This window comes from Bacillus sp. PS237, from assembly GCF_037963345.1.
In the GTDB taxonomy this organism is placed as follows: Bacteria; Bacillota; Bacilli; order Bacillales; family Bacillaceae; genus Bacillus; species Bacillus subtilis.
This window is the reverse complement of sequence record NZ_CP150156.1, coordinates 825,931-846,320: the sequence shown is the minus strand read 5'-3', so window position 1 is coordinate 846,320 and position 20,390 is coordinate 825,931. Positions and strand designations below refer to the sequence as shown.

Here is a 20,390-nt window from a genome sequence, read left to right as displayed (position 1 = left end):
TACACGAGGGCAAATGTATAGCGTGATATAGGCTTTTTTCAGGTTGCCTGCTTTTGGAAAACGTTGTACGATCAACATAGATTCCATATAAGGAGAACTGACACGATGTCACGATTTCATTTCTTTATCCTTGTCTTGCTCGTTTCCATTTCCGGGTTTTCACAAGGCATGCTGCTGCCTGTCATTTCAATCATTTTTGAAACAAATGGAGAATCCGCTGCTATCAACGGCCTGCACGCGACCGGGCTGTATATCGGTGTGCTTTTGGCTTCGCCGTTTATGGAAGCACCGCTCAGAAAGCTCGGGTTCAAGCCGCTGATCGTCATGGGCGGAAGCATTGTCATTTTAAGCTTATTCGGATTTATTTGGCTTCAGTCAGTTTGGGTCTGGTTCCTGCTTCGCCTGTTCATTGGAATCGGCGACCACATGCTTCACTTTTCTACGCAAACGTGGGTGACCTCCATGTCATCAAAACAAAATCGCGGAAGAAACCTGTCTATTTATGGGCTTTCCTTTGGCCTTGGCTTTGCCGCAGGCCCGTTCATGGTGCCGCTTGTCAAGCTGAGTCCGTCGCTTCCTTTTATCGTGTCCGGCTGCATCAGTCTGTTTGCGTGGCTTTTTGTTTTCTTTCTACAAAATGCATACCCGGAAACCAGTCCTCATGAAACCAAATCAGACAATAGTTTCAGGCGATTTTATCAGGCCATGCTGTTTGGGTGGGTTGCCTTTATGCCTACATTTGGCTATGGCTTTCTGGAAACGGCGCTGAACGGAAGCTTTCCGGTGTACGCGCTCCGTTTGGGGATATCAGTAGACGCAGTAGCGATCATCCTTCCCGCATTTGCGATTGGAAGCATTATCTTTCAGTTTCCGCTCGGCATCCTCAGCGATAAATACGGCAGGCGGAATGTGCTGCTGGTGATTTTACTGACTGGGGCTCTTTGCTTTTTCATCGCCGGTGTATTTCCTTCGCCCTACGTGATCGGCGGCTGCTTTTTTATTGCAGGAATGGCAGTCGGATCAACCTTTACACTTGGCATCAGCTATATGACAGACCTTCTTCCGCCTCACCTCCTGCCGGCGGGAAACCTGCTTTGCGGCATTACATTCAGTCTCGGTAGCATCCTCGGCCCAGTTGCCGGCGGCTGGTATATGCAGACATTTGAAAGCGCAAACTTGTTCTACTTCATTACTCTCACGCTTAGCGCTGTGTGGCTGGCCCTTGTGCTGGGCAAACCGAAAAGCTGGTCACCGGCTGAAACCTATTCTTCATCTTCTTAATCAAAAAGCCTCCCGACATCATGTCAGGAGGCTTTTATGCTAATGGTAGCCGTTTTGTCCGTTGGCGCTTCCGCTTGTTTTATGGCTCGATTTGCTTTTCGAGTTTTGTTTGTTATGGCTTCCGCCTTTTTTCGTATGCTTGGTCATCACGATATCCCCCCGACTTCTTTTTGAACCGAAGTTCGTTTATAGGGTGCGCTAATGGTAGGGATTTTCATCAGGAAGCTTTTTACGTTTATGTAAAAGAGCGTTGATTTCTCCGCCTAGGATAATTAAAATGCCGCTCAAGTAAAACCAAATCATCAGAACGATGATTCCCCCGATGCTCCCGTAAGTGGCGCTATAGTTCGCAAACGTGCTGACGTAAAATGAAAACAATGTGCTGACAATGATCCAGCCGATAGTCGCAAAGACCGCACCCGGCATGACAAACCGGAGAGACAGCTTTTTGTTCGGCGCAATCACATACAGCGCGGAAAAAACAATCAAAAGCACAAGCGGGCTGACACCCCAGCGAATGGCGGCCCAGACGGATAAAAACAGATCCGACGCGCCGACAAAGTCAGAAGCGAGCCTTCCAATCTCCCGGCCAAATACCGGCAGAAGCAAAGCCACTAAAATCGTAAATACCATGGCAATCGTCAAAAAAATCGAGGTTAGACGAACAATGATAAAAGAGCGGTTTTCTTCCACATCATACGCGTGGTTCAGCGACCGGACGATCGCATTCATTCCATTAGACGCAGACCATAATGCGGCGATAATCCCGAATGACAGCAAACCGCCATTTCGATTATTTAAGGTTTGATGGGTAATGGATTCAACGAGTGACATCGCACTGGCGGGAGCATATTGTTCTATGACTCCTAAAACATCATCGGTAGAAAGCGGAAGATACGCGGTGAGCGTCAGCATAAAAATCAAAAACGGAAACAGTGACAATAGAAAAAAATACGCCAGCTCCGCTGATTTACTTTGTCCTTCATGAAGGGTGTATCTGCTGAAAAGCTCTTTCAAAAAACTCATGTCGTCTCACCTCGCATGTTTGATCATTTTTTTGAAAAATGCTCTTTCGTTTCTTGCACGAGTTCCATCACTTGCGGCGTTGTTTTCTTCAGCTCTTTCACCTGCTGGTTCACAAAGTCGACTTCCTTTGAAAGCGTTCGGGCGAGCTTTTTGGCCTCATCCACTTTTGTGATGACAGTGTTTTTTAACAGCTCTGGGTTGCTTTTGTACAGTGAAAGTTTATGCTTGCATGTCAGCCATCTCATCCCGCACGCCTGTCTTGTCGGCTTATGGAGCAGTGATAACGCCGCGCCTGCCGCAGCTCCGAGAAATATCCCTTTCAGCATTAAACGTTCGTTGTTCATGCAAATTCTCCTTTCACTCACAATTGTTTTTCTTTTTGAATGGATGCAAGCAACTGCTCACAGCCCGTTTTGATTAATTGGCAGACCTCTTCAAAGTTCCCTGTGTAGTAAGGATCGGGTACGTCAGCCAGATCTGAATCTTCAACATAGTCCAAGAGCCTTTTGATATGCGAGGTGTTTTTAAAACCCGCCATGCTTCTGAGACTTCCGATATTTTCTGCATCCATTGCAATGATGTAATCAAAATCGTCCAGATCCTGTTCGCTGACTTGACGCGCCAGCATGCCATCAAAGCTGATTCCTTCTCTGCGCAATATCTCCTGCGTTCCCTCATGCGGGGGGTTGCCGATGTGCCAGCCGCCAATACCGGCTGAGTCCGCCTTGATTTTCCCCTCTAATCCTTTTTTGGCTGCCAGGTCCCTAAAAATCGCTTCCGCCATCGGAGACCGGCAAATGTTACCTAAACAAACAAATAACACGCTTATCATGATGTGCAACCTCCCTATTCTTTGCCCCTATTTCTCTAAAAAGAAACCTTCATGAATATCTTAGTAGGATGTTCATTTTCTTTTCAACTGATGTCTTCACTTTTTTGGAATGAACAGCCTGCTTTTAGAATAGGGTTTTTTTCTGATGGAATTCTGTTAGAATAAAACATACCTATATTGCGCATAGAAAGGATGGAACCCTTTGTCCAGCCCAAATACAGAAACATTAACTCAAATGATTGAAGAGATTTCCCAAAAGCTGAACATGCTGAACGTCGGCGTAATCAAAGCGGAGGATTTCAGTGATGAGAAGATTGAAGACCTCACGTACCTTCACAGAATGGTGATGAAAAAAGAATCATTCAGCCCAAGTGAAATGCAGGCGATTGCTCAAGAATTAGCCTCGCTTCGTAAATAATGGAGACTGGCCGGAAACTCGGCGAGTCTTTTTTATCATTTCCCCAAACCAAAACAGCAAAGTGTTCGAATAAGATTTGAAGGAGTACAAGCATGCAAACGACATCTATCAAAACAGCATCCGGAATGTATATCAACTACTTCTTTCTGGGGATGGTCAACATCATTCTCGCATCCAATATGTCTTCATTAACAAAACAGTGGAATACCGATCCGACCGGCATCAGTTATGTCATTGCCGCTATCGGGTTTGGCAAACTGCTGACATACGGCATTTCCGGCGTTCTATCAGATAAAATCGGCAGAAAGCCGCTTGTTGTCGCTTCTGCGGGAATTATGGCCGTCTTTTTAGTCGGTATTCCTTTATCACCGAGCTATGAGCTGGCGTTTGTGTTCGCTTTATTAGCCGGAGTCGCTAATTCAGCCATGGATGCCGGAACATATCCGGCCCTAACCGAGCTCTTTCCGTCTGCTTCCGGTTCGGCAAATGTCTTGGTTAAAGCCTTTATGTCTGTGGGGGCCGCACTTTTGCCGCTTTTGATCACATTTTTAGCAGACCACAGCATGTTTTACGGATTTGCTTTTTATCTGCCGGCAGCGGTCTATCTCCTGAATATTATTTATTTATCAACGCTTTCGTTTCCTAAAAAACATAAGAAACCAACTAATAGCGGCCAACAGGAATCTCCCGTTTTCTTGTCTGAACCCGTTTTTCAGAAGGAAGGCACCGCACTGATTATCATCGGTTTTACATCCACGGCTTTATTTACGGTTTCTCAAATCTGGCTCCCGAGCTACGCGCAAAAGGCAGCCGGTTTAGCTGAATCAGCATCTGTACAATTGCTGAGCTATTATAGTATAGGATCTCTGGCATCTGTTTTATTATTAGCCGTTTTGCTGAATAGATGGGTCAAACCTGTCTTCATAACGCTCTTATATCCTATTATTACTTTATGTACGCTCGCAGTCATGCTGACCGTTCATATCCCAGTTGTGCTGGACATCACTGCCTTTTTCTTAGGCTTTTCAACTGCGGGTGTGTTTCAAATTACCATTACGTTAATGACAGAGCTTTTCTGGAAGCGAAAAGGAACCGTTACCGGAATTGTAGCGACTGCTTCAAGTCTTGCATCGATTCTGCTGCCGATTGCAACAGGGCTTATCGCAAAAGCGGGGGGCATCGCCCATATTTTCATATTCGACTTCGGCATTGCGGTCATCGGAACGGCTGCAGCTGCTTTCTTGTATTACAGGTACAAGAAACTGACAGGTGCTCAAGCCTAAGCAACAAAAAAACGGACGCCCAAGAGCGTCCGTTTTTTCTTATTTCTCAAGCAATGCCAATGACTCGCGGTTAAATGCCGGTATATCGTCCGGTGTGCGGCTAGTGACCAATTGATCCTGGCAAACAACCACTTCCTTGTCCACAACGTCGGCACCGGCGTTTTCCATGTCAACACGAATGGACGTATAGCCCGTCGCTTTTCGGCCGTCGAGCGCTTTCGCATTGATTAAAAGCTGCGGGCCGTGGCAAATGGCAAATACCGGCTTTTTGTCAGTCATAAACGCTTTTGTAAATTGGACGAAACGATCGTCAGCGCGAAGCTGGTCTGGTGAAAATCCTCCAGGAATCAAAAGCGCATCAAAGTCTGAAGAATTTACGTCGTCAATGGACGCGTCAACCGTCACTTCCGCTGTTCCCTGCTTGCCTTTTACTGTTTTTCCTTTTTCTTTTTCGATGACAGTCAGTTCATGTCCCGCTTCTTTAAAGGCTTTCGCAGGCTCAGTGTACTCGCTGTCCTCAAAATAATATGTTAAAACAACTGCAATTTTTTTCCCCATGATTCATAACCTCCCGCTTTATATGTCTACATAAAACACTCTACCCCAGCCACACTAAAATAAACATTCCGCGATTGTGACAAACGATAAGCATAAATGCCCAGTATTTGTCGTTTGATACTGCTACATAATACTCATTTTTCTCCCTTTTACAATAATCATAAAGAAACACCTACAAATAGTTACAAAATATTCTTACAATAGGAGCTGTAACACAAATTTCGTTGAAAGGTGGAGAACTGGTGAGAATACAGAAAAGACGAACACACGTCGAAAACATTCTCCGTATTCTTTTGCCCCCAATTATGATACTTAGCCTAATCCTCCCAACACCACCCATTCATGCAGAAGAAAGCGCGGCTCCTCAGGTGCATCTGAGTATTTTGGCTACGACTGATATTCATGCCAACATGATGGATTACGATTACTACAGCGACAAAGAAACGGCGGATTTCGGTCTGGCGAGAACAGCGCAATTGATCCAAAAGCACCGCGAGCAAAACCCTAACACCCTGCTTGTGGATAACGGCGACTTGATTCAAGGGAATCCGCTGGGTGAATACGCGGTGAAATATCAAAAAGACGACATTATCTCCGGCACGAAAACCCATCCGATTATCAGCGTCATGAATGCGCTGAAATACGACGCCGGAACGCTTGGCAATCATGAATTCAACTACGGGCTCGACTTTCTCGACGGCACAATCAAAGGAGCCGATTTCCCGATTGTAAATGCCAACGTCAAAACAACTAGCGGCGAAAACCGTTATACGCCGTATGTGATTAATGAAAAAACCCTCATTGATGAAAACGGTAATGAGCAGAAAGTAAAAGTCGGCTACATAGGCTTTGTCCCGCCGCAAATCATGACATGGGACAAAAAGAATCTCGAGGGGCAAGTTCAGGTGCAGGATATCGTAGAATCCGCCAATGAAACGATCCCGAAAATGAAGGCGGAAGGCGCAGATGTCATTATTGCCCTCGCCCACACCGGCATTGAAAAGCAGGCGCAATCATCAGGCGCAGAAAACGCCGTGTTTGACCTTGCCACCAAAACGAAAGGCATTGACGCGATTATCTCGGGCCATCAGCACGGACTCTTTCCTTCCGCCGAGTATGCGGGTGTTGCTCAGTTCAATGTGGAAAAGGGAACAATTAACGGCATTCCTGTCGTCATGCCAAGCAGCTGGGGCAAATATTTAGGCGTGATTGACCTCAAGCTTGAAAAGGCGGACGGCTCATGGAAGGTAGCAGATTCCAAAGGAAGTATTGAATCTATTGCTGGCAACGTCACATCAAGAAACGAAACCGTTACAAACACCATTCAGCAAACACACCAAAACACACTGGAGTATGTCCGAAAGCCAGTCGGCAAAACCGAAGCAGATATTAACAGCTTCTTTGCACAGGTCAAAGATGATCCTTCCATTCAGATCGTGACTGACGCGCAAAAGTGGTACGCTGAAAAAGAAATGAAGGATACCGAGTACAAGAACCTGCCGATTTTATCCGCTGGAGCGCCGTTTAAAGCAGGCGGCAGAAACGGAGCCAATTACTATACAAACATTCCAGCCGGAGATCTTGCGATTAAAAATGTCGGTGACTTGTATCTTTACGATAATACTGTTCAAATCGTCAAGCTGACAGGCAGCGAGGTCAAGGACTGGCTGGAGATGTCAGCAGGCCAATTCAATCAAATTGATCCAGCTAAAGGCGGCGACCAGGCCTTGCTGAACGAGAATTTCCGCTCCTATAATTTTGACGTGATTGACGGTGTCACATATCAGGTCGATGTGACAAAACCGGCTAAATACAATGAGAACGGAAAAGTGATCAATGCGGATTCATCCCGTATCATCAATCTTTCCTATGAAGGCAAGCCGATCAGCCCAAGCCAGGAATTTCTCGTAGTCACCAATAACTATCGTGCGTCCGGAGGCGGCGGGTTCCCTCATCTGACGAGCGATAAAATTGTCCACGGCTCTGCAGTTGAAAATAGGCAGGTGCTGATGGATTACATTATTGAACAAAAAACAGTCAATCCAAAAGCAGACAACAACTGGTCAATCGCGCCTGTTTCCGGCACGAATCTGACGTTTGAATCCTCGCTTTTGGCCAAGCCATTTGCCGATAAAGCAGACGATGTCGCTTATGTAGGCAAGTCTGCGAATGAAGGCTATGGTGTGTATAAGCTGCAATTCGATGATGATTCAAATCCAGATCCTCCTAAAGACGGACTGTGGGATCTGACCGTCATGCACACCAATGATACGCACGCCCATCTCGATGATGCAGCGAGACGAATGACGAAAATCAACGAAGTACGCAGCGAAACAAATCACAATATTCTCCTTGATGCGGGAGATGTGTTTTCCGGCGATCTGTATTTTACTAAATGGAACGGTTTGGCCGATCTGAAAATGATGAACATGATGGGCTATGACGCCATGACCTTCGGAAACCATGAATTTGACAAAGGCCCGACGGTGCTTTCTGATTTTCTAAGCGGAAACAGCGCAACCGTTGATCCGGCGAACCGCTATCACTTTGAAGCGCCGGAATTTCCGATTGTCAGTGCAAACGTAGATGTGTCAAATGAGCCCAAGCTGAAATCATTTGTCAAAAAGCCGCAAACCTTTACGGCAGGTGAAAAGAAAGAGGCCGGCATTCACCCTTACATTCTGTTAGACGTTGACGGGGAGAAAGTCGCCGTATTCGGCCTGACAACAGAAGATACAGCCACCACATCAAGCCCGGGCAAAAGCATCGTATTCAATGATGCCTTTGAAACAGCACAAAACACCGTCAAAGCGATTCAAGAAGAAGAAAAGGTAAATAAAATTATTGCTTTAACCCACATCGGACATAACCGGGATCTTGAGCTAGCCAAAAAAGTAAAAGGCATTGATTTGATCATCGGCGGACACACTCACACCCTCGTAGACAAAATGGAGGTCGTGAACAACGAAGAACCGACGATCGTGGCGCAGGCAAAAGAATACGGCCAATTCTTGGGGCGCGTTGATGTCGCGTTTGATGAAAAAGGCGTTGTGCAAACAGATAAATCAAATCTGAGCGTGCTGCCAATTGATGAACATACAGAAGAAAACCCAGAAGCAAAACAAGAGCTCGATCAGTTCAAAAATGAATTAGAGGACGTGAAAAATGAAAAAGTCGGCTACACGGATGTGGCGCTTGACGGCCAGCGTGAGCATGTGCGCACGAAAGAAACGAATCTCGGAAACTTCATCGCGGACGGTATGCTGGCAAAAGCGAAAGAAGCAGCCGGCGCCAGAATAGCGATAACAAATGGCGGCGGCATCAGAGCAGGCATTGACAAAGGTGATATCACACTCGGCGAGGTGCTCAACGTGATGCCGTTCGGCAATACGCTTTACGTGGCCGATTTAACCGGAAAACAAATTAAAGAAGCCCTTGAACAAGGCCTAAGCAATGTGGAAAATGGCGGCGGCGCTTTCCCTCAGGTGGCCGGAATCGAATATACCTTTACATTAAACAACAAACCTGGACACCGTGTGTTAGAAGTGAAAATTGAATCGCCTAACGGAGACAAAGTTGCTATAAATACGGATGATACCTACCGCGTGGCAACAAATAATTTTGTCGGTGCCGGAGGAGACGGATATTCTGTCTTTACAGAAGCCTCCCATGGTGAAGACCTTGGCTACGTTGATTATGAGATTTTCACCGAACAGCTGAAAAAACTAGGAAACAAGGTCTCTCCTAAAGTTGAAGGACGAATCAAAGAAGTATTCCTGCCGACAAAGCAGAAGGACGGCAGCTGGACACTTGATGAAGACAAATTTGCGATTTATGCTAAAAATGCCAACACGCCATTTGTCTATTATGGAATACATGAAGGATCTCAAGAGAAGCCTATCAATCTTAAAGTGAAAAAAGATCAGGTCAAACTTTTGAAAGAAAGAGAGTCAGATCCTTCATTGACGATGTTCAACTACTGGTACAGCATGAAGATGCCAATGGCGAACCTTAAAACCGCAGACACTGCAATCGGAATCAAGTCTACGGGAGAATTGGATGTGTCACTGTCAGATGTATATGACTTTACAGTGAAGCAAAAAGGAAAAGAAATAAAATCATTCAAGGAGCCCGTACAGCTTTCGCTTCGCATGTTTGATATTGAAGAAGCCCATAACCCTGCCATTTATCACGTCGATAGAAAAAAGAAAGCTTTCACAAAGACAGGTCACGGATCAGTCGATGATGATATGGTGACAGGATATACAAACCACTTCAGCGAATACACGATCTTAAATTCCGGTTCAAACAACAAACCGCCGGCATTCCCGTCAGATCAACCGACAGGCGGTGATGACGGCAATCATGGCGGAGGCTCCGACAAACCAGGCGGAAAACAGCCAACTGACGGAAACGGAGGAAATGATACGCCTCCCGGCACTCAACCGACTAACGGCTCTGGTGGAAACGGTTCGGGCGGATCAGGAACAGACGGTCCGGCTGGCGGCCTGCTTCCGGACACAGCCACATCCATGTACTCGATCCTGTTGGCCGGATTTCTGATCAGCGCACTCGGAACGGCAATGTACTTACATCAGAGGAGAAAACAGAATAGAGCGAATCAGGCATAAAAAAGAGCTGCTCGCTATGCGAGCAGCTTTCTTCTTTTAAACCCACTTCACAACATCTTCAACAGCAGATCTTGTTTTCGGACGAGGGTCTCTCACTCGGTAGCCGAATGCCACCATCACAGAAATATCGAAGCTTCCGTTTTCCAGAAGGCCTTCTTCTTCAAGAATACGGTGAATGTGATCGTACTGGAAGCCTTCGATCGGGCAGGAATCAACACCGATTTGCGCAGCGGCAGTCATCATGTTGCCAAGCGCGATATAGGTTTGTTTTGATGCCCAGTCAAACAATGTTCTGTCACTTTCAAGCAAATGCAAATCGTTTTTCTGGAATTCTTCTGTTTTGCTTAAATAGCCTTCGTACACGTCTTGAGGCATTTGTTTTACTTCTTTTAAATGACGTTTGATGTAGTCCGCATTATATTTGATATCCTTCGCTGTACGCGCAAGAATCAGGACGAAATGGCTTGCGGTCGGCAGCTGCTTTTGCGCGCCCCATGTGTATTCACGAAGCTTCTCGCGGAATTCCGGATTTTGGACGACGACAAATTTCCAAGGCTCAAGGCCGAGTGAGCTCGGAGACAGTCTTCCTGTTTCTAAAATAAATTCAAAATCGCTGTCTGACACTTTTTTATTCGGGTCAAATTCCTTAGTCGCATGCCTGAAATTGTATGCATCCAGAATTTGTGTCTTTAGATCTGCCATGTAAAACACCTCTCCTTTAGATTACTCTCATCTCTATTGTAGCCATTATGATAAAAAGTAAAAGTACGCACATTTTTGTTGGATAGTATCAATTTTGATACCAAACAAAAAAGCGCGCTGCCGCAGGCAGGCGCCTCTCTCATTTCCCCCGCCGCGCAAAATCAACAAATCGGAATTTGTCGAGACGGTGTCTGCTTTCCGTATATTGAAACAAACTGGTATCCTCCAAAAAGACGTAGTTTCTCACCACGACCATATGGTCATAGCCGCGTAAATCGAGCAGCTCTCTGTCCTCGTCCGTACACGGCTCGGCTACAATTTCTTTTTGGGCGTAACTGATCGAAAGACCGAGCTCTCCTTCTATATATTCATATATGGAGTTTTCACAAATTTCTTTCGTCAGGTGAGGGACATGCTTTCTGAAAAAGTAATCCTTGTCCAAAATCACATGTTCCCCGTCAATCTTTCTAGACCTGATGACTTCCCAGATGTCGTCATCCAGATTGGCCCGGAGCTGTTTTTGGATCAGCTCTGACGGAGGCTCCAGCCCGAATTTGTGTACAGTTGTTTTCGTTTCTTTGCCAAGCGTTTGCGCGAGCTCCTTGAAGCTGACAAGGCCCGAAACGGGAAACTGCATTTTTTCACGATTGAGCACGACGGAGCCTTTTCCCCTGATTTTCTGGATATAACCGTTTTGCGCGAGCATATGAAGCGCCTTTCGGACCGTTTCTCTTGATGTACCGTACTGTGCGGTCAACTCATGTTCAGACGGAAGAATCTCCTCCGCTTTCCATCGGCCGCCTTCAATTTGCTGTGCGATGTCTTTATAAATTGTGATGAATTTATTCACCTTCATTATGGACCACCCAGCTTAGTTTAACACGGTTTCGTTAAACGATAAACAATGGACTCATATGGGCGAAGCGTCATGTTCTGAAGCCCTTCCCTTGCTTCATCGTTCGTCAACAGCACCTCTGCCTTCCATTCGTCAGGCGCTAAAGAGTCCGGCAGTGTAAAGGCCGCCTCTGTCCCGTAAAAATTATTGATCACGAGCAGCTTTTCATTGCTGCCGTGTCTGAGATACGCAAAAATGTTCGGGTCATCCTTTGCAATTATCTCATACGTACCCTCTGTCACAATGTCATACATTTTGCGAATCTGAATCAATTTTTGATAATGGTAAAACACCGAATTCTGATCCCTCAGCGCCGCTTCAGCATTGATTTCCCGGTAATTTCCTGCAACCGGTATCCATGGTGTGCCCGTTGTAAAACCACCATTTTCCGTAGCATCCCACTGAACGGGGGTTCTGGAATTGTCACGGGATTTCGCCTGTAAAATGGCTGTAATATCTTGATCAGCCATTCCTTTTTCCTTAAAGGCGTGATACATGTTCAGCGATTCGACATCCCGATAGGAGCTTATGTCAGTGAACTTCGGATTCGTCATCCCCAGCTCCTCGCCCTGATAAATATAAGGCGTGCCCTGCATCATATGAATGGCCGTAGCAAGCATTTTCGCCGATTTCACCCTATATGCGCCATCATCTCCATATCTTGATACGACGCGCGGCTGATCATGATTGCACCAGAACAGAGCGTTCCATCCCCCTCCTGCGTGCATCCCCGTTTGCCAGTCAGATAGGATCTCCTTCAGCTTCAAAAAATCAAACGGCGCCAAGGCCCATTTTTCGCCGTTAGGATAGTCAACCTTGAGATGATGGAAGCTGAATGTCATATCAAGTTCTTTATTGTCAGGATTCGTATACCGGATGCAGTGGTCTACGGTTGTTGAAGACATCTCACCGACCGTCATGCTGTCGTAATGTGAAAACACCTTTTCGTTCATTTCATGCAGAAATTCGTGCACCCGCGGCCCGTCAGTGTAAAAAGAGCGGCCGTCGCCTTCCTCCGCATTCGGAAAGCGCTGATCTTTAGAAATCAGGTTGATGACATCAAGCCTAAAGCCGTCTATTCCCTTTTCAAACCAAAAATGCATCATGTCATAGACATGCTTTCTGACCTCTTCATTTTCCCAATTCAAATCAGCCTGCGTCACATCAAACAGATGCAAATAGTATTGGCCCGATGCTTCGTCAAGCTCCCATGCCGAGCCGCCGAATTTCGATTCCCAGTTCGTCGGAACAGAACCGTTTTCCTGCGGTTTTTTCCATATATAAAAATCACGGTACGGGCTGTCTATTGAAGAGATCGCCTCGCGAAACCATTTGTGCTCTGTTGACGTATGATTGACAACAAGATCCATGACGACTTTCAGGTCTCTTTTATGTGCTTCGGACACTAGCCGCTCAAAATCCTCCATCGTTCCGTATTCAGGATAAATCGAGTAATAATCACGAATATCGTACCCATTATCATGCTGGGGAGAATCATAAATCGGCGTCAGCCAAAGCACATCCACCTGTAGCGTTTTTAAGTAATCCAGCTTTTCAATAATGCCGTTCAGATCGCCAACACCATTTCCTGTCGTATCGTTAAAGCTTTTCGGATAAATTTGATAAACCACAGCTTTTTTCCACCATGGCGTTTGTTCTGTTTTCATCTGTTTCCACCACCATATTTAAATTGAAAACGGGAAAAGGGAACGTTCAACACGTCCCGCTCCCCACTTGTTATTTATGTTTGAATCTCGCATACGCGTATGTTCCGGCAAACGGCACGATCAATACAATAGCCATCCCGATTGCAAACGCGCCCCAGTACTGGCTCATGATTGAGAAAATCCCCGGCACGCCGCCGACACCGACGGAGCTTGCCAGCACACCTTGAGAAGAAATATACATTCCGGCCAGGCCAGAGCTGACCATTGCAATGATAAACGGGAATCTGTATCGCAGATTCACCCCAAAGATGGCAGGCTCTGTAATGCCAAGATAAGCAGAAATCCCTGATGTGAGGGAGAGGCCTTTTTGTTTCTCATCCTTCACGATAAACATCATGGCCAGAGCCGCCGAACCTTGTGCGATATTAGAAAGCGCCAGCATCGGCCATAAAAAGGTGCCGCCGAGCTTTGAACCGATGAGCTGCAGGTCGACTGCAAGAAACGTGTGATGCATACCGGTAATCACGAGCGCTGAGTAGAAACCGCCATATAACAGACCGCCCAGTGCGGCAAAAGAACCAAACACCGAGATAAGCCCTGAAGTCAGTACATTACCGATCGCAAATGTAATCGGGCCGATAATGATAAAAGAGGCAAATCCTGTTAAGAGAAGCGTAATTGGTGCGACAACGAGCAGCTGTATGCCCTCAGGTGTGCGTTTTGTTAAAAATACCTCAATCTTCGCCAGCATATAAGAAGCAAGCAAAATTGGGAGCACCTGGCCCTGATAGCCGACTTTCTGCACCTCTAGGCCGAATAGATTCCATACCGGGATCTCTCCGCTTTGTTCTGCCGCGCCATATCCCCACGCATTCAGCAAATCAGGATGCACGAGCATAACCCCGAGCACAATGCCGAGAAGCGGATTGCCGCCGAACCGCTTGACGGCAGACCATCCGATTAACGCAGGCAAAAACGTAAAGGCCGTGCCTGCAATCAGGTTAATCATATTAGCAAGATCCGCCCACTGCGGATAAACCTGCACAATCGATTTTGTGCTGAAGAAAATGCCTTCCGCCGTTAAAATGTTATTGATCCCCATTAAAAGACCCGCCGTGACAATCGCAGGCAATATTGGAATAAAAATATCTGCAAGCGTTTTCACAGCACGCTGCAAAGGATTCATATTTTTTTCTGAGGCCTTCTTCACTTCATCCTTTGTTGACTCGCCAATCCCCGTTTCCTTAACCAGTTCAGCATATACTTTATTGACAGTTCCCTGGCCGATTACGACCTGAAACTGTCCGTTTGTCGAGAATGATCCCTTTACCACATCAATTTGATCAAGCATCTCTTGGTCAACCTTGCTTTCATCTATTAAAGCAAAACGCAAACGTGTAACACAATGAGTTGCCGCTGCAATATTTTCAGCACCGCCGACTGCTTCGACAATCTGACGTGCCGATTTGTTCAGTTCCCCCATGCCAACCCCTCCGTATCCGTTTTTATAACTTGTATATACAACTTATAATCATATTGTATTCCTGTATATACAGGTAGTCAACACTTTTTTATAGCGCTTTCATCCTAGTCTGGAATATATGAAACAGACAAGGTTACCCTAAAAGTCACAAGCACTTATTGAATATGACATTAAAAAGCAGGGTGAGCCTCTATGAATAAACGCGACAAAGCGCTTCAGCTCATCAAAGAGCTTGAAGACAATCAGGACAGACCGATCTCTCCCAATTTGAAGGAAAACCTCGAAAATCTGACCTTATTAACAGAAGGCTGCTCAGACATCGTATTTAGACAATTTGACTTTGGAAACGGGCTGTGCGGATTTATTGTTTATATCGAAGGAATTGTAAAATCTGAACATATTCAGGATCACGCCCTCCGCCCTTTCTTAATGCATTTGACGGATCAAATAGATGAACATGAAGAGGCGCTGCAAAATACTCTATCAATTTCAAGTGTTGCATTAGAAACGAGTATGAGCAAAGTGGCTGCATCCATCATTGAGGGGAACGCGGTTTTATTTGCCGACGGGCACTCAAAAGGCCTGATCTTAAATATAAAAGGCGGACAAAGAAGAAGCATTGAAGAGCCGATAACAGAATCGACCATCAGAGGGTCAAGAGAGGGCTTCACTGAAAGCCTCAGGGTCAATACCGCTCTTGTGCGCTTTCGCGTCAAAACGTTTCAGCTTAAAATGATCTCTTTTAAAATCGGCACGAAAACCAAAACCGATGTTGTCTTGGCCTATATTGACGGGCTTGCCGATCCAAAGGTTATTGACAAAGCAAAAAAAAGAATCAAAAAGATAAAGATTGATGCTGTCTTAGAAAGCGGATATATTGAAGAATTTATCGAAGACGACACGTACTCGCCATTCCCCCAGCTGCAATACACAGAAAGGCCGGACACCGTCGCCGCCCAGCTTCTCGAAGGCCGATTTGCCATTTTCACAGATAATACGCCCTTTGTCTTAACAGGCCCGATTACGTTTTGGCAGCTTATGCAGGCCAGTGAAGATTACTATGAGCGTTATTTGATGTCTAACTTAATCCGCTGGCTTCGCTATATGTTTTTATTCGTTGCTTTATATTTGCCGGCTATTTATGTTGCCGTTATTACATACCACCAGGACTTAATGCCGACAAACTTAATGTTCAGTGTGGCCTCTGCGCGTGAACCGATTCCTTTCCCCGCCATCATAGAAGCATTGATTATGGAAATTTCTTTTGAGGCTCTCCGTGAGGCGGGAGTGCGCCTGCCGAAAACCATCGGCCAGACCGTCAGTATTCTCGGGGCCCTAGTCATTGGGACAGCCGCTGTTGAAGCGGGAATTGTGTCTGCCCCCATGGTGATCATCGTATCGTTAACAGGGATCGCGTCATTTACAATTCCGCGGTTTAACTTAGCTATCTCCATCAGGATGCTTCGTTTCCCGCTTATGTTTTTGGCGAGTATTTTTGGGATATTCGGCATTATGCTCGGCACGATTATCTTAGTGCTTCATTTATGCAAGCTGCAATCTTTCGGCATTCCTTATTTATCCGGGATTTCTCCGTTTAAACGAGATGAAGTAAAAGATATTTTTGTCAGGGCGCCTTGGTGGACGATGACCAGAAGGCCGGGCACGTATTCGCGCGGCAACGGACAGAAGGGAGCGAAAAGAGAGGACCCAAAAGATGAAGAAAACAATATATAAGTGTGTTTTGCCGCTTCTCATTTGTATCCTTCTAACGGGGTGCTGGGACCGGACAGAAATCAATGACATTGCATTTGTTGTCAGCTCAGCCATTGATAAGAAAAAAGATCAGTATCGAGTGGCCATGCAGATTCCCTTGGTCGGCCAATTAGGCGGACAAACAGGGGGCGGCGGCGGAACTGCCGGTTCAAAAACATGGTATGTTGATTCAGCTTCCGGCACTACGATCAGAGAAGCGAACAACAAGCTGCAAACCTCCTTGTCACGGACAATCAATACGTCCCACAGACGTACAGTCATTATTGGAGAGGATATGGCGAGAGACGGCGTTGCCCCAGTCTTTGATATTTTAACGCGAAATCCGCAGAACAGATTAACGGCGCTCATTTTAGTCAGCCGGGGAGAAGCGCGGGACATTTTAAATACCGATGTTCAGCTTGAACAGTTTCCGGCGGAAATGATTCGGGAGCTGGCCATTATCGCAACGAGCCGCCCCGTTTTCTTAAGCAGATTCATGTCTGATCTAGTAGAAATAGGCAGTGATCCGTATGCACCGGTCATCTCTGCATCTAAAACAAAACCTGGAGGGAAAGGCAAATCTAATTTGAAAATTGACGGGCTTGCGATCTTTAAAAAGGACAGATTGATGGATATTTTCAAAGATGAACACATGACAGCAGCCCTGATGTTGCTGAATCAAGCCCGCCAGCCAGAATTCATAGTAGACCTGCCGAATCAAATGGGGCAAGCATCCATTCAGCTTCAAAAGTCCAATGCATCCTTTCATGCCGCTGAAAAAAACGGAAAGCTGTCAATGACAATCGAGATCAGAGCCAAAGGAATTATTATGGAAAACCAATCAACCTATGAGACGAGAGAAAATGACCAGTATTACATCATTCAAAAAGCATTAAACAGAACCATAAAGAAGGACGTGATCAGCACCGTTCATCGTTTGCAAAAGCTAAAGGCGGACCCGGCCGGCTTTCAAGACAGGACCATCAGAAGCACGGCAACCACGAAGAATCTGCTGAAAAAGGAATGGGAAGAGGTATATAAGGATATGGAGGTTCACGTCGTCCCAATTGTGACGATTGAGCAGGGCGGTGTCCTATACAAAACGATCAGCCATTAATGGAGGTGCGTCAGCATGATCAGCTATATCGTACAGACATTGATTGTGTGCATTGCCATATACGCATATGAATGGAAGAATTTTCGTTCCGCTAACAATCTAACAAAATGGGCCTTCAGCCTGCTAATTGCAGGAAGTGCTTTTCTATGGATTTATATGAGAGTGAATCCCCTGCTTCCGCGGCTGGGGCACCTGTTTAAATATATTCCGTTTTGAACATGACAGAAAGGATGTGCTTTATGGACAAGACCTCTGCATACCAAGGATTATTTTTCGGAGCTCTGTATACGTTAGCAGTCGGATTAAAGCATGCTCCGATTCTCATGATCGAATCAGCAAAACAAAATGCCTGGCACAGCTACATCCTCGGCGTTGTCATCGTGATTCCGGCACTCTGGCTCATGCATAGGCTGATGAAAAAGCATCAGGATAAAAATATCTATGAGCTGCTGAGCGATTCCTCACCAATCGCAGGCCGGATTATCATTTTACTGTTTTCTTTGTATTTCCTGTTAATCAATGCTCATGATATACGTTTTTTCATCAATTTGATTAACATTTTATTTCTCCCGAGAACACCAATGGCTGTTCTTGGCGGTGTTATTATCTTTGTGGCGATCTGTATTGCCAGAGAGGGAAAAGAAACATTGACCAGAATGGCGCAGATATTCCTATTTCCATTCGGCATCCTGGTCTTGTTCCTTCCATTTACGCTGGCCACACAAATTGAGCTTCAAAACTTGACACCTGTTTTTGAAGGTCTAATCCCATACCTTCAATCAGGCTATTACGCGTTTGGGACAATGGGGGAATTGATTATCCTTCCGCTTCTCTTCTCAAACCGGAGCGTCCCGCTAAAATACACCATTTTCGCGATACTGCTGGGCGCTTTATTGCTGGCCGTGATGTTATTTTCTTCAATTTCTGTCTTTGGTCCCAACCTGACATCTACTTTCTTTGATCCTGCTTATATGGTCATCAGGCAGATCCGCATTACGGATTTTCTGGATCGCTCAGACCTGATCATCGCGGCTTTTTGGATTCCGGTCATTATGGTGAAGATAGCAGGTTCCCTATATATCGTGGTATACGGCCTTTCGTTTTTACACTCAAAAATCGACCCGAAAGCCATGTATACACCAACCGGCATGTTCTCAGTCGTATGCGGCTTTTGGTTTTTTTTAAATACAAATCAGCTAATCGACTTTAACAGAATCAAACCAATCATTAATGTAGTGATTTCTCTTTTGCTGCCTTTACTCATTTATTTGATCATAAAAAGCAAAGCATTGTTCGGCGCAAAAGCAAAACACTAGGAATTTTTAGCTTCTTTTGTTGGATAAACAGGCTTTTGTTTCGTTTTTCTTATATCTTTCAGGTAGTACTGTTCAGATGTAAAGAATTCGGTGTACAGCGCTTTTACCTTTCTGCTCAATAACAAGAGCGCAATCACATTCGGGACAACAATAAAAACCAATGCTAAGTCCAATACGCCCCAAATGGCTTTTGCTCCGCCTGCGGCACCTATGATAATAGCCGCTAAATAAACGAATTTAATCACATGTCCTGCCAGCCGCCCGAACAGAAATTCAGCTTGCTTTACGCCGTAAAAAATGACAACCATAATGGTTGATACGACAAAGAAGACCAGGGAAACCGAAACGAAGTATCCTCCTCCAGAACCGAAATAGTGCTGAAATGCGGCCGTTGTCAGTGCTGCCGGGTCATTTGAGGCGTTCTTCCCTGTCCATACACCGGATGCAAGGACGATAAAAGCGGTAGTCGTACAGATGATTAAGGTGTCAATGACAATGCCGATCACAGACCAAAACCCTTGCCGCACAGGATGATCAGTCATTGCTGCCGCATGTGCAATCGGGGCTGTTCCCATCCCGGCTTCATTAGAATACAGCCCGCGGGCAAATCCCCAGCGAACGGTTTCCGCCAACGCAGCACCTGCGAACCCTCCAACTGCTGAAGAAGAGGTAAACGCATTTGAAAAAACGAGAGAGAAAAACGCCGGCACTGATGATAGATTCATGAGAACAATCAGGAGACCGGCACCTGCGTATGCCCCTGCCATAAGAGGCACGACAAACTCTGTTACTTTTCCGATCCGCTTTACCCCTCCTATCACCACTAACCCAATCAAAAATGCAATTCCGATTCCTGCGTATATTTTATTGAAAGAAAACGTCTCGGCAAGCGAGACTGAAACCGAATTTCCCTGAACCATAATGCTGGGAATCAGCTCCACAATCAGCGCAACAGAGAAGAATACGCCGAGCCATTTCATGCGCAGCCCTTTTGTTATGTAATACATCGGTCCCCCGACGTATTCACCCTGCTCATTTTTTTCTCTGTAATGAACAGCAAGAACACTTTCAGAAAACTTAATCGCCATGGCAAATAAGGCAATAAGCCACATCCAAAAAACCGCTCCTGGTCCCCCAAACATAATAGCGGCGGGCACACCGACAATGTTCGCTGCACCGATCGTTGAACTGAGGGCTGAGGTCAATGCCTGAAGCGGTGTGACTGTGCCTTCTCCCTTCGGCTTTTTTCCTACACTGCCGATTGTCTGTTTGAAAATGTATAAAGGATAGCGAAATTGAAAACCTTTCAGCAAAATAGTGAAATACAAGCCCGTCCCCGTCAGCAGGATGATTAGCGGCGGACCCCACAGCCAATCAGATATATGCTCTATCCATACTAATAGTCGTTCCATCCCATCACCCTTTTTTC

Annotated in this window: 17 protein-coding genes; 8 read left to right on the top strand and 9 right to left on the bottom strand. The window is 45.8% G+C overall.

Annotated features, from left to right (window positions below; all coding sequences use genetic code 11):
* Positions 1 to 105: 105 nt before the first annotated feature.
* A complete protein-coding gene (locus NST22_RS04300) occupies positions 106 to 1,281 on the top strand; it encodes an MFS transporter (protein WP_003243008.1) in 1,176 nt (391 codons plus the stop codon).
* A gap of 198 nt (positions 1,282 to 1,479) precedes the next feature.
* Here NST22_RS04300 and NST22_RS04295 read toward each other — a convergent pair whose 3' ends face one another.
* The 3 genes from NST22_RS04295 to yfkJ are packed head-to-tail and all read right to left on the bottom strand — an operon-like array spanning position 1,480 to position 3,139.
* Complete coding sequence (locus NST22_RS04295; RefSeq protein WP_003242564.1) at positions 1,480 to 2,307, bottom strand: YihY family inner membrane protein; 828 nt, start codon at positions 2,305 to 2,307, stop codon at positions 1,480 to 1,482.
* A 23-nt stretch (positions 2,308 to 2,330) separates the two neighbouring features.
* Complete coding sequence (locus NST22_RS04290; RefSeq protein WP_003242981.1) at positions 2,331 to 2,651, bottom strand: hypothetical protein; 321 nt, start codon at positions 2,649 to 2,651, stop codon at positions 2,331 to 2,333.
* Between the two features lie 17 nt (positions 2,652 to 2,668).
* Positions 2,669 to 3,139, bottom strand: coding sequence for a protein-tyrosine-phosphatase (gene yfkJ / locus NST22_RS04285; RefSeq protein WP_003243480.1), 471 nt, complete (start codon positions 3,137 to 3,139; stop codon positions 2,669 to 2,671).
* Positions 3,140 to 3,341: 202 nt separating this feature from the next.
* On the opposite strand from yfkJ, the gene NST22_RS04280 reads away from it, so the two are divergent.
* A complete protein-coding gene (locus NST22_RS04280; RefSeq protein ID WP_003243712.1) occupies positions 3,342 to 3,557 on the top strand; it encodes a DUF1128 domain-containing protein in 216 nt (71 codons plus the stop codon).
* Between the two features lie 92 nt (positions 3,558 to 3,649).
* On the top strand, positions 3,650 to 4,840 hold the full coding sequence (locus NST22_RS04275) for an MFS transporter (RefSeq protein WP_003243812.1): 1,191 nt from the start codon (positions 3,650 to 3,652) through the stop codon (positions 4,838 to 4,840).
* A gap of 39 nt (positions 4,841 to 4,879) precedes the next feature.
* Here NST22_RS04275 and yfkM read toward each other — a convergent pair whose 3' ends face one another.
* Positions 4,880 to 5,398, bottom strand: coding sequence for a general stress protein 18 (yfkM, locus tag NST22_RS04270; RefSeq protein ID WP_003243504.1), 519 nt, complete (start codon positions 5,396 to 5,398; stop codon positions 4,880 to 4,882).
* A 242-nt stretch (positions 5,399 to 5,640) separates the two neighbouring features.
* On the opposite strand from yfkM, the gene NST22_RS04265 reads away from it, so the two are divergent.
* Entirely contained in the window at positions 5,641 to 10,029 is a 4,389-nt protein-coding gene (locus NST22_RS04265) for a multifunctional 2',3'-cyclic-nucleotide 2'-phosphodiesterase/3'-nucleotidase/5'-nucleotidase (RefSeq protein ID WP_010886443.1), read from the top strand.
* A 36-nt stretch (positions 10,030 to 10,065) separates the two neighbouring features.
* Here the strand turns inward: NST22_RS04265 and NST22_RS04260 are convergent, their stop codons facing one another.
* From NST22_RS04260 to treP, 4 genes are all read right to left on the bottom strand, one after another.
* Positions 10,066 to 10,731 carry an NAD(P)H-dependent oxidoreductase gene (locus NST22_RS04260; protein ID WP_003243096.1) on the bottom strand — a complete coding sequence of 222 codons (666 nt, stop codon included), beginning with the start codon at positions 10,729 to 10,731 and terminating at the stop codon, positions 10,066 to 10,068.
* Between the two features lie 139 nt (positions 10,732 to 10,870).
* A complete protein-coding gene (gene treR, locus NST22_RS04255) occupies positions 10,871 to 11,587 on the bottom strand; it encodes a trehalose operon repressor (protein ID WP_003233679.1) in 717 nt (238 codons plus the stop codon).
* 20 nt (positions 11,588 to 11,607) lie between these two features.
* Complete coding sequence (gene treC / locus NST22_RS04250) at positions 11,608 to 13,293, bottom strand: alpha,alpha-phosphotrehalase (RefSeq protein ID WP_003244272.1); 1,686 nt, start codon at positions 13,291 to 13,293, stop codon at positions 11,608 to 11,610.
* 70 nt (positions 13,294 to 13,363) lie between these two features.
* Positions 13,364 to 14,776 carry a PTS system trehalose-specific EIIBC component gene (gene treP / locus NST22_RS04245; RefSeq protein ID WP_003233682.1) on the bottom strand — a complete coding sequence of 471 codons (1,413 nt, stop codon included), beginning with the start codon at positions 14,774 to 14,776 and terminating at the stop codon, positions 13,364 to 13,366.
* A 192-nt stretch (positions 14,777 to 14,968) separates the two neighbouring features.
* On the opposite strand from treP, the gene NST22_RS04240 reads away from it, so the two are divergent.
* Genes NST22_RS04240 through NST22_RS04225 form a run of 4 tightly spaced genes read left to right on the top strand, consistent with a single transcriptional unit; the run spans position 14,969 to position 18,961 of the window.
* Entirely contained in the window at positions 14,969 to 16,510 is a 1,542-nt protein-coding gene (locus NST22_RS04240; protein WP_003233683.1) for a spore germination protein, read from the top strand.
* On the top strand, positions 16,491 to 17,645 hold the full coding sequence (locus tag NST22_RS04235) for a Ger(x)C family spore germination protein (RefSeq protein WP_003243672.1): 1,155 nt from the start codon (positions 16,491 to 16,493) through the stop codon (positions 17,643 to 17,645). The genes NST22_RS04240 and NST22_RS04235 overlap by 20 nt, the downstream gene beginning before the upstream one ends.
* 15 nt (positions 17,646 to 17,660) lie before the next feature.
* Positions 17,661 to 17,861, top strand: a complete 201-nt coding sequence (locus NST22_RS04230; protein ID WP_003233686.1) for a hypothetical protein — start codon at positions 17,661 to 17,663, stop codon at positions 17,859 to 17,861.
* Positions 17,862 to 17,884: 23 nt separating this feature from the next.
* Positions 17,885 to 18,961: an endospore germination permease gene (locus NST22_RS04225; protein WP_003243872.1), complete on the top strand. Its 1,077-nt coding sequence runs from the start codon at positions 17,885 to 17,887 to the stop codon at positions 18,959 to 18,961.
* Here NST22_RS04225 and NST22_RS04220 read toward each other — a convergent pair.
* Positions 18,958 to 20,373, bottom strand: a complete 1,416-nt coding sequence (locus NST22_RS04220; RefSeq protein ID WP_003243631.1) for a sodium:alanine symporter family protein — start codon at positions 20,371 to 20,373, stop codon at positions 18,958 to 18,960. The two genes, NST22_RS04225 and NST22_RS04220, sit on opposite strands and share 4 nt — an antisense overlap.
* Positions 20,374 to 20,390 lie beyond the last annotated feature (17 nt).

What these genes read in the sequence shown, in the direction of transcription:
- NST22_RS04300 (WP_003243008.1), top strand. Translation starts at nt 106, where the DNA reads ATGTCACGATTTCATTTCTTTATCCTTGTCTTGCTCGTTTCCATTTCC.
- NST22_RS04275 (WP_003243812.1), top strand. Translation starts at nt 3,650, where the DNA reads ATGCAAACGACATCTATCAAAACAGCATCCGGAATGTATATCAACTAC.
- yfkJ (WP_003243480.1), bottom strand. Translation starts at nt 3,139, where the DNA reads ATGATAAGCGTGTTATTTGTTTGTTTAGGTAACATTTGCCGGTCTCCG.
- treP (WP_003233682.1), bottom strand. Translation starts at nt 14,776, where the DNA reads ATGGGGGAACTGAACAAATCGGCACGTCAGATTGTCGAAGCAGTCGGC.
- treR (WP_003233679.1), bottom strand. Translation starts at nt 11,587, where the DNA reads ATGAAGGTGAATAAATTCATCACAATTTATAAAGACATCGCACAGCAA.
- NST22_RS04260 (WP_003243096.1), bottom strand. Translation starts at nt 10,731, where the DNA reads ATGGCAGATCTAAAGACACAAATTCTGGATGCATACAATTTCAGGCAT.
- treC (WP_003244272.1), bottom strand. Translation starts at nt 13,293, where the DNA reads ATGAAAACAGAACAAACGCCATGGTGGAAAAAAGCTGTGGTTTATCAA.
- NST22_RS04295 (WP_003242564.1), bottom strand. Translation starts at nt 2,307, where the DNA reads ATGAGTTTTTTGAAAGAGCTTTTCAGCAGATACACCCTTCATGAAGGA.
- NST22_RS04240 (WP_003233683.1), top strand. Translation starts at nt 14,969, where the DNA reads ATGAATAAACGCGACAAAGCGCTTCAGCTCATCAAAGAGCTTGAAGAC.
- NST22_RS04290 (WP_003242981.1), bottom strand. Translation starts at nt 2,651, where the DNA reads ATGAACAACGAACGTTTAATGCTGAAAGGGATATTTCTCGGAGCTGCG.
- yfkM (WP_003243504.1), bottom strand. Translation starts at nt 5,398, where the DNA reads ATGGGGAAAAAAATTGCAGTTGTTTTAACATATTATTTTGAGGACAGC.
- NST22_RS04225 (WP_003243872.1), top strand. Translation starts at nt 17,885, where the DNA reads ATGGACAAGACCTCTGCATACCAAGGATTATTTTTCGGAGCTCTGTAT.
- NST22_RS04230 (WP_003233686.1), top strand. Translation starts at nt 17,661, where the DNA reads ATGATCAGCTATATCGTACAGACATTGATTGTGTGCATTGCCATATAC.
- NST22_RS04220 (WP_003243631.1), bottom strand. Translation starts at nt 20,373, where the DNA reads ATGGAACGACTATTAGTATGGATAGAGCATATATCTGATTGGCTGTGG.
- NST22_RS04235 (WP_003243672.1), top strand. Translation starts at nt 16,491, where the DNA reads ATGAAGAAAACAATATATAAGTGTGTTTTGCCGCTTCTCATTTGTATC.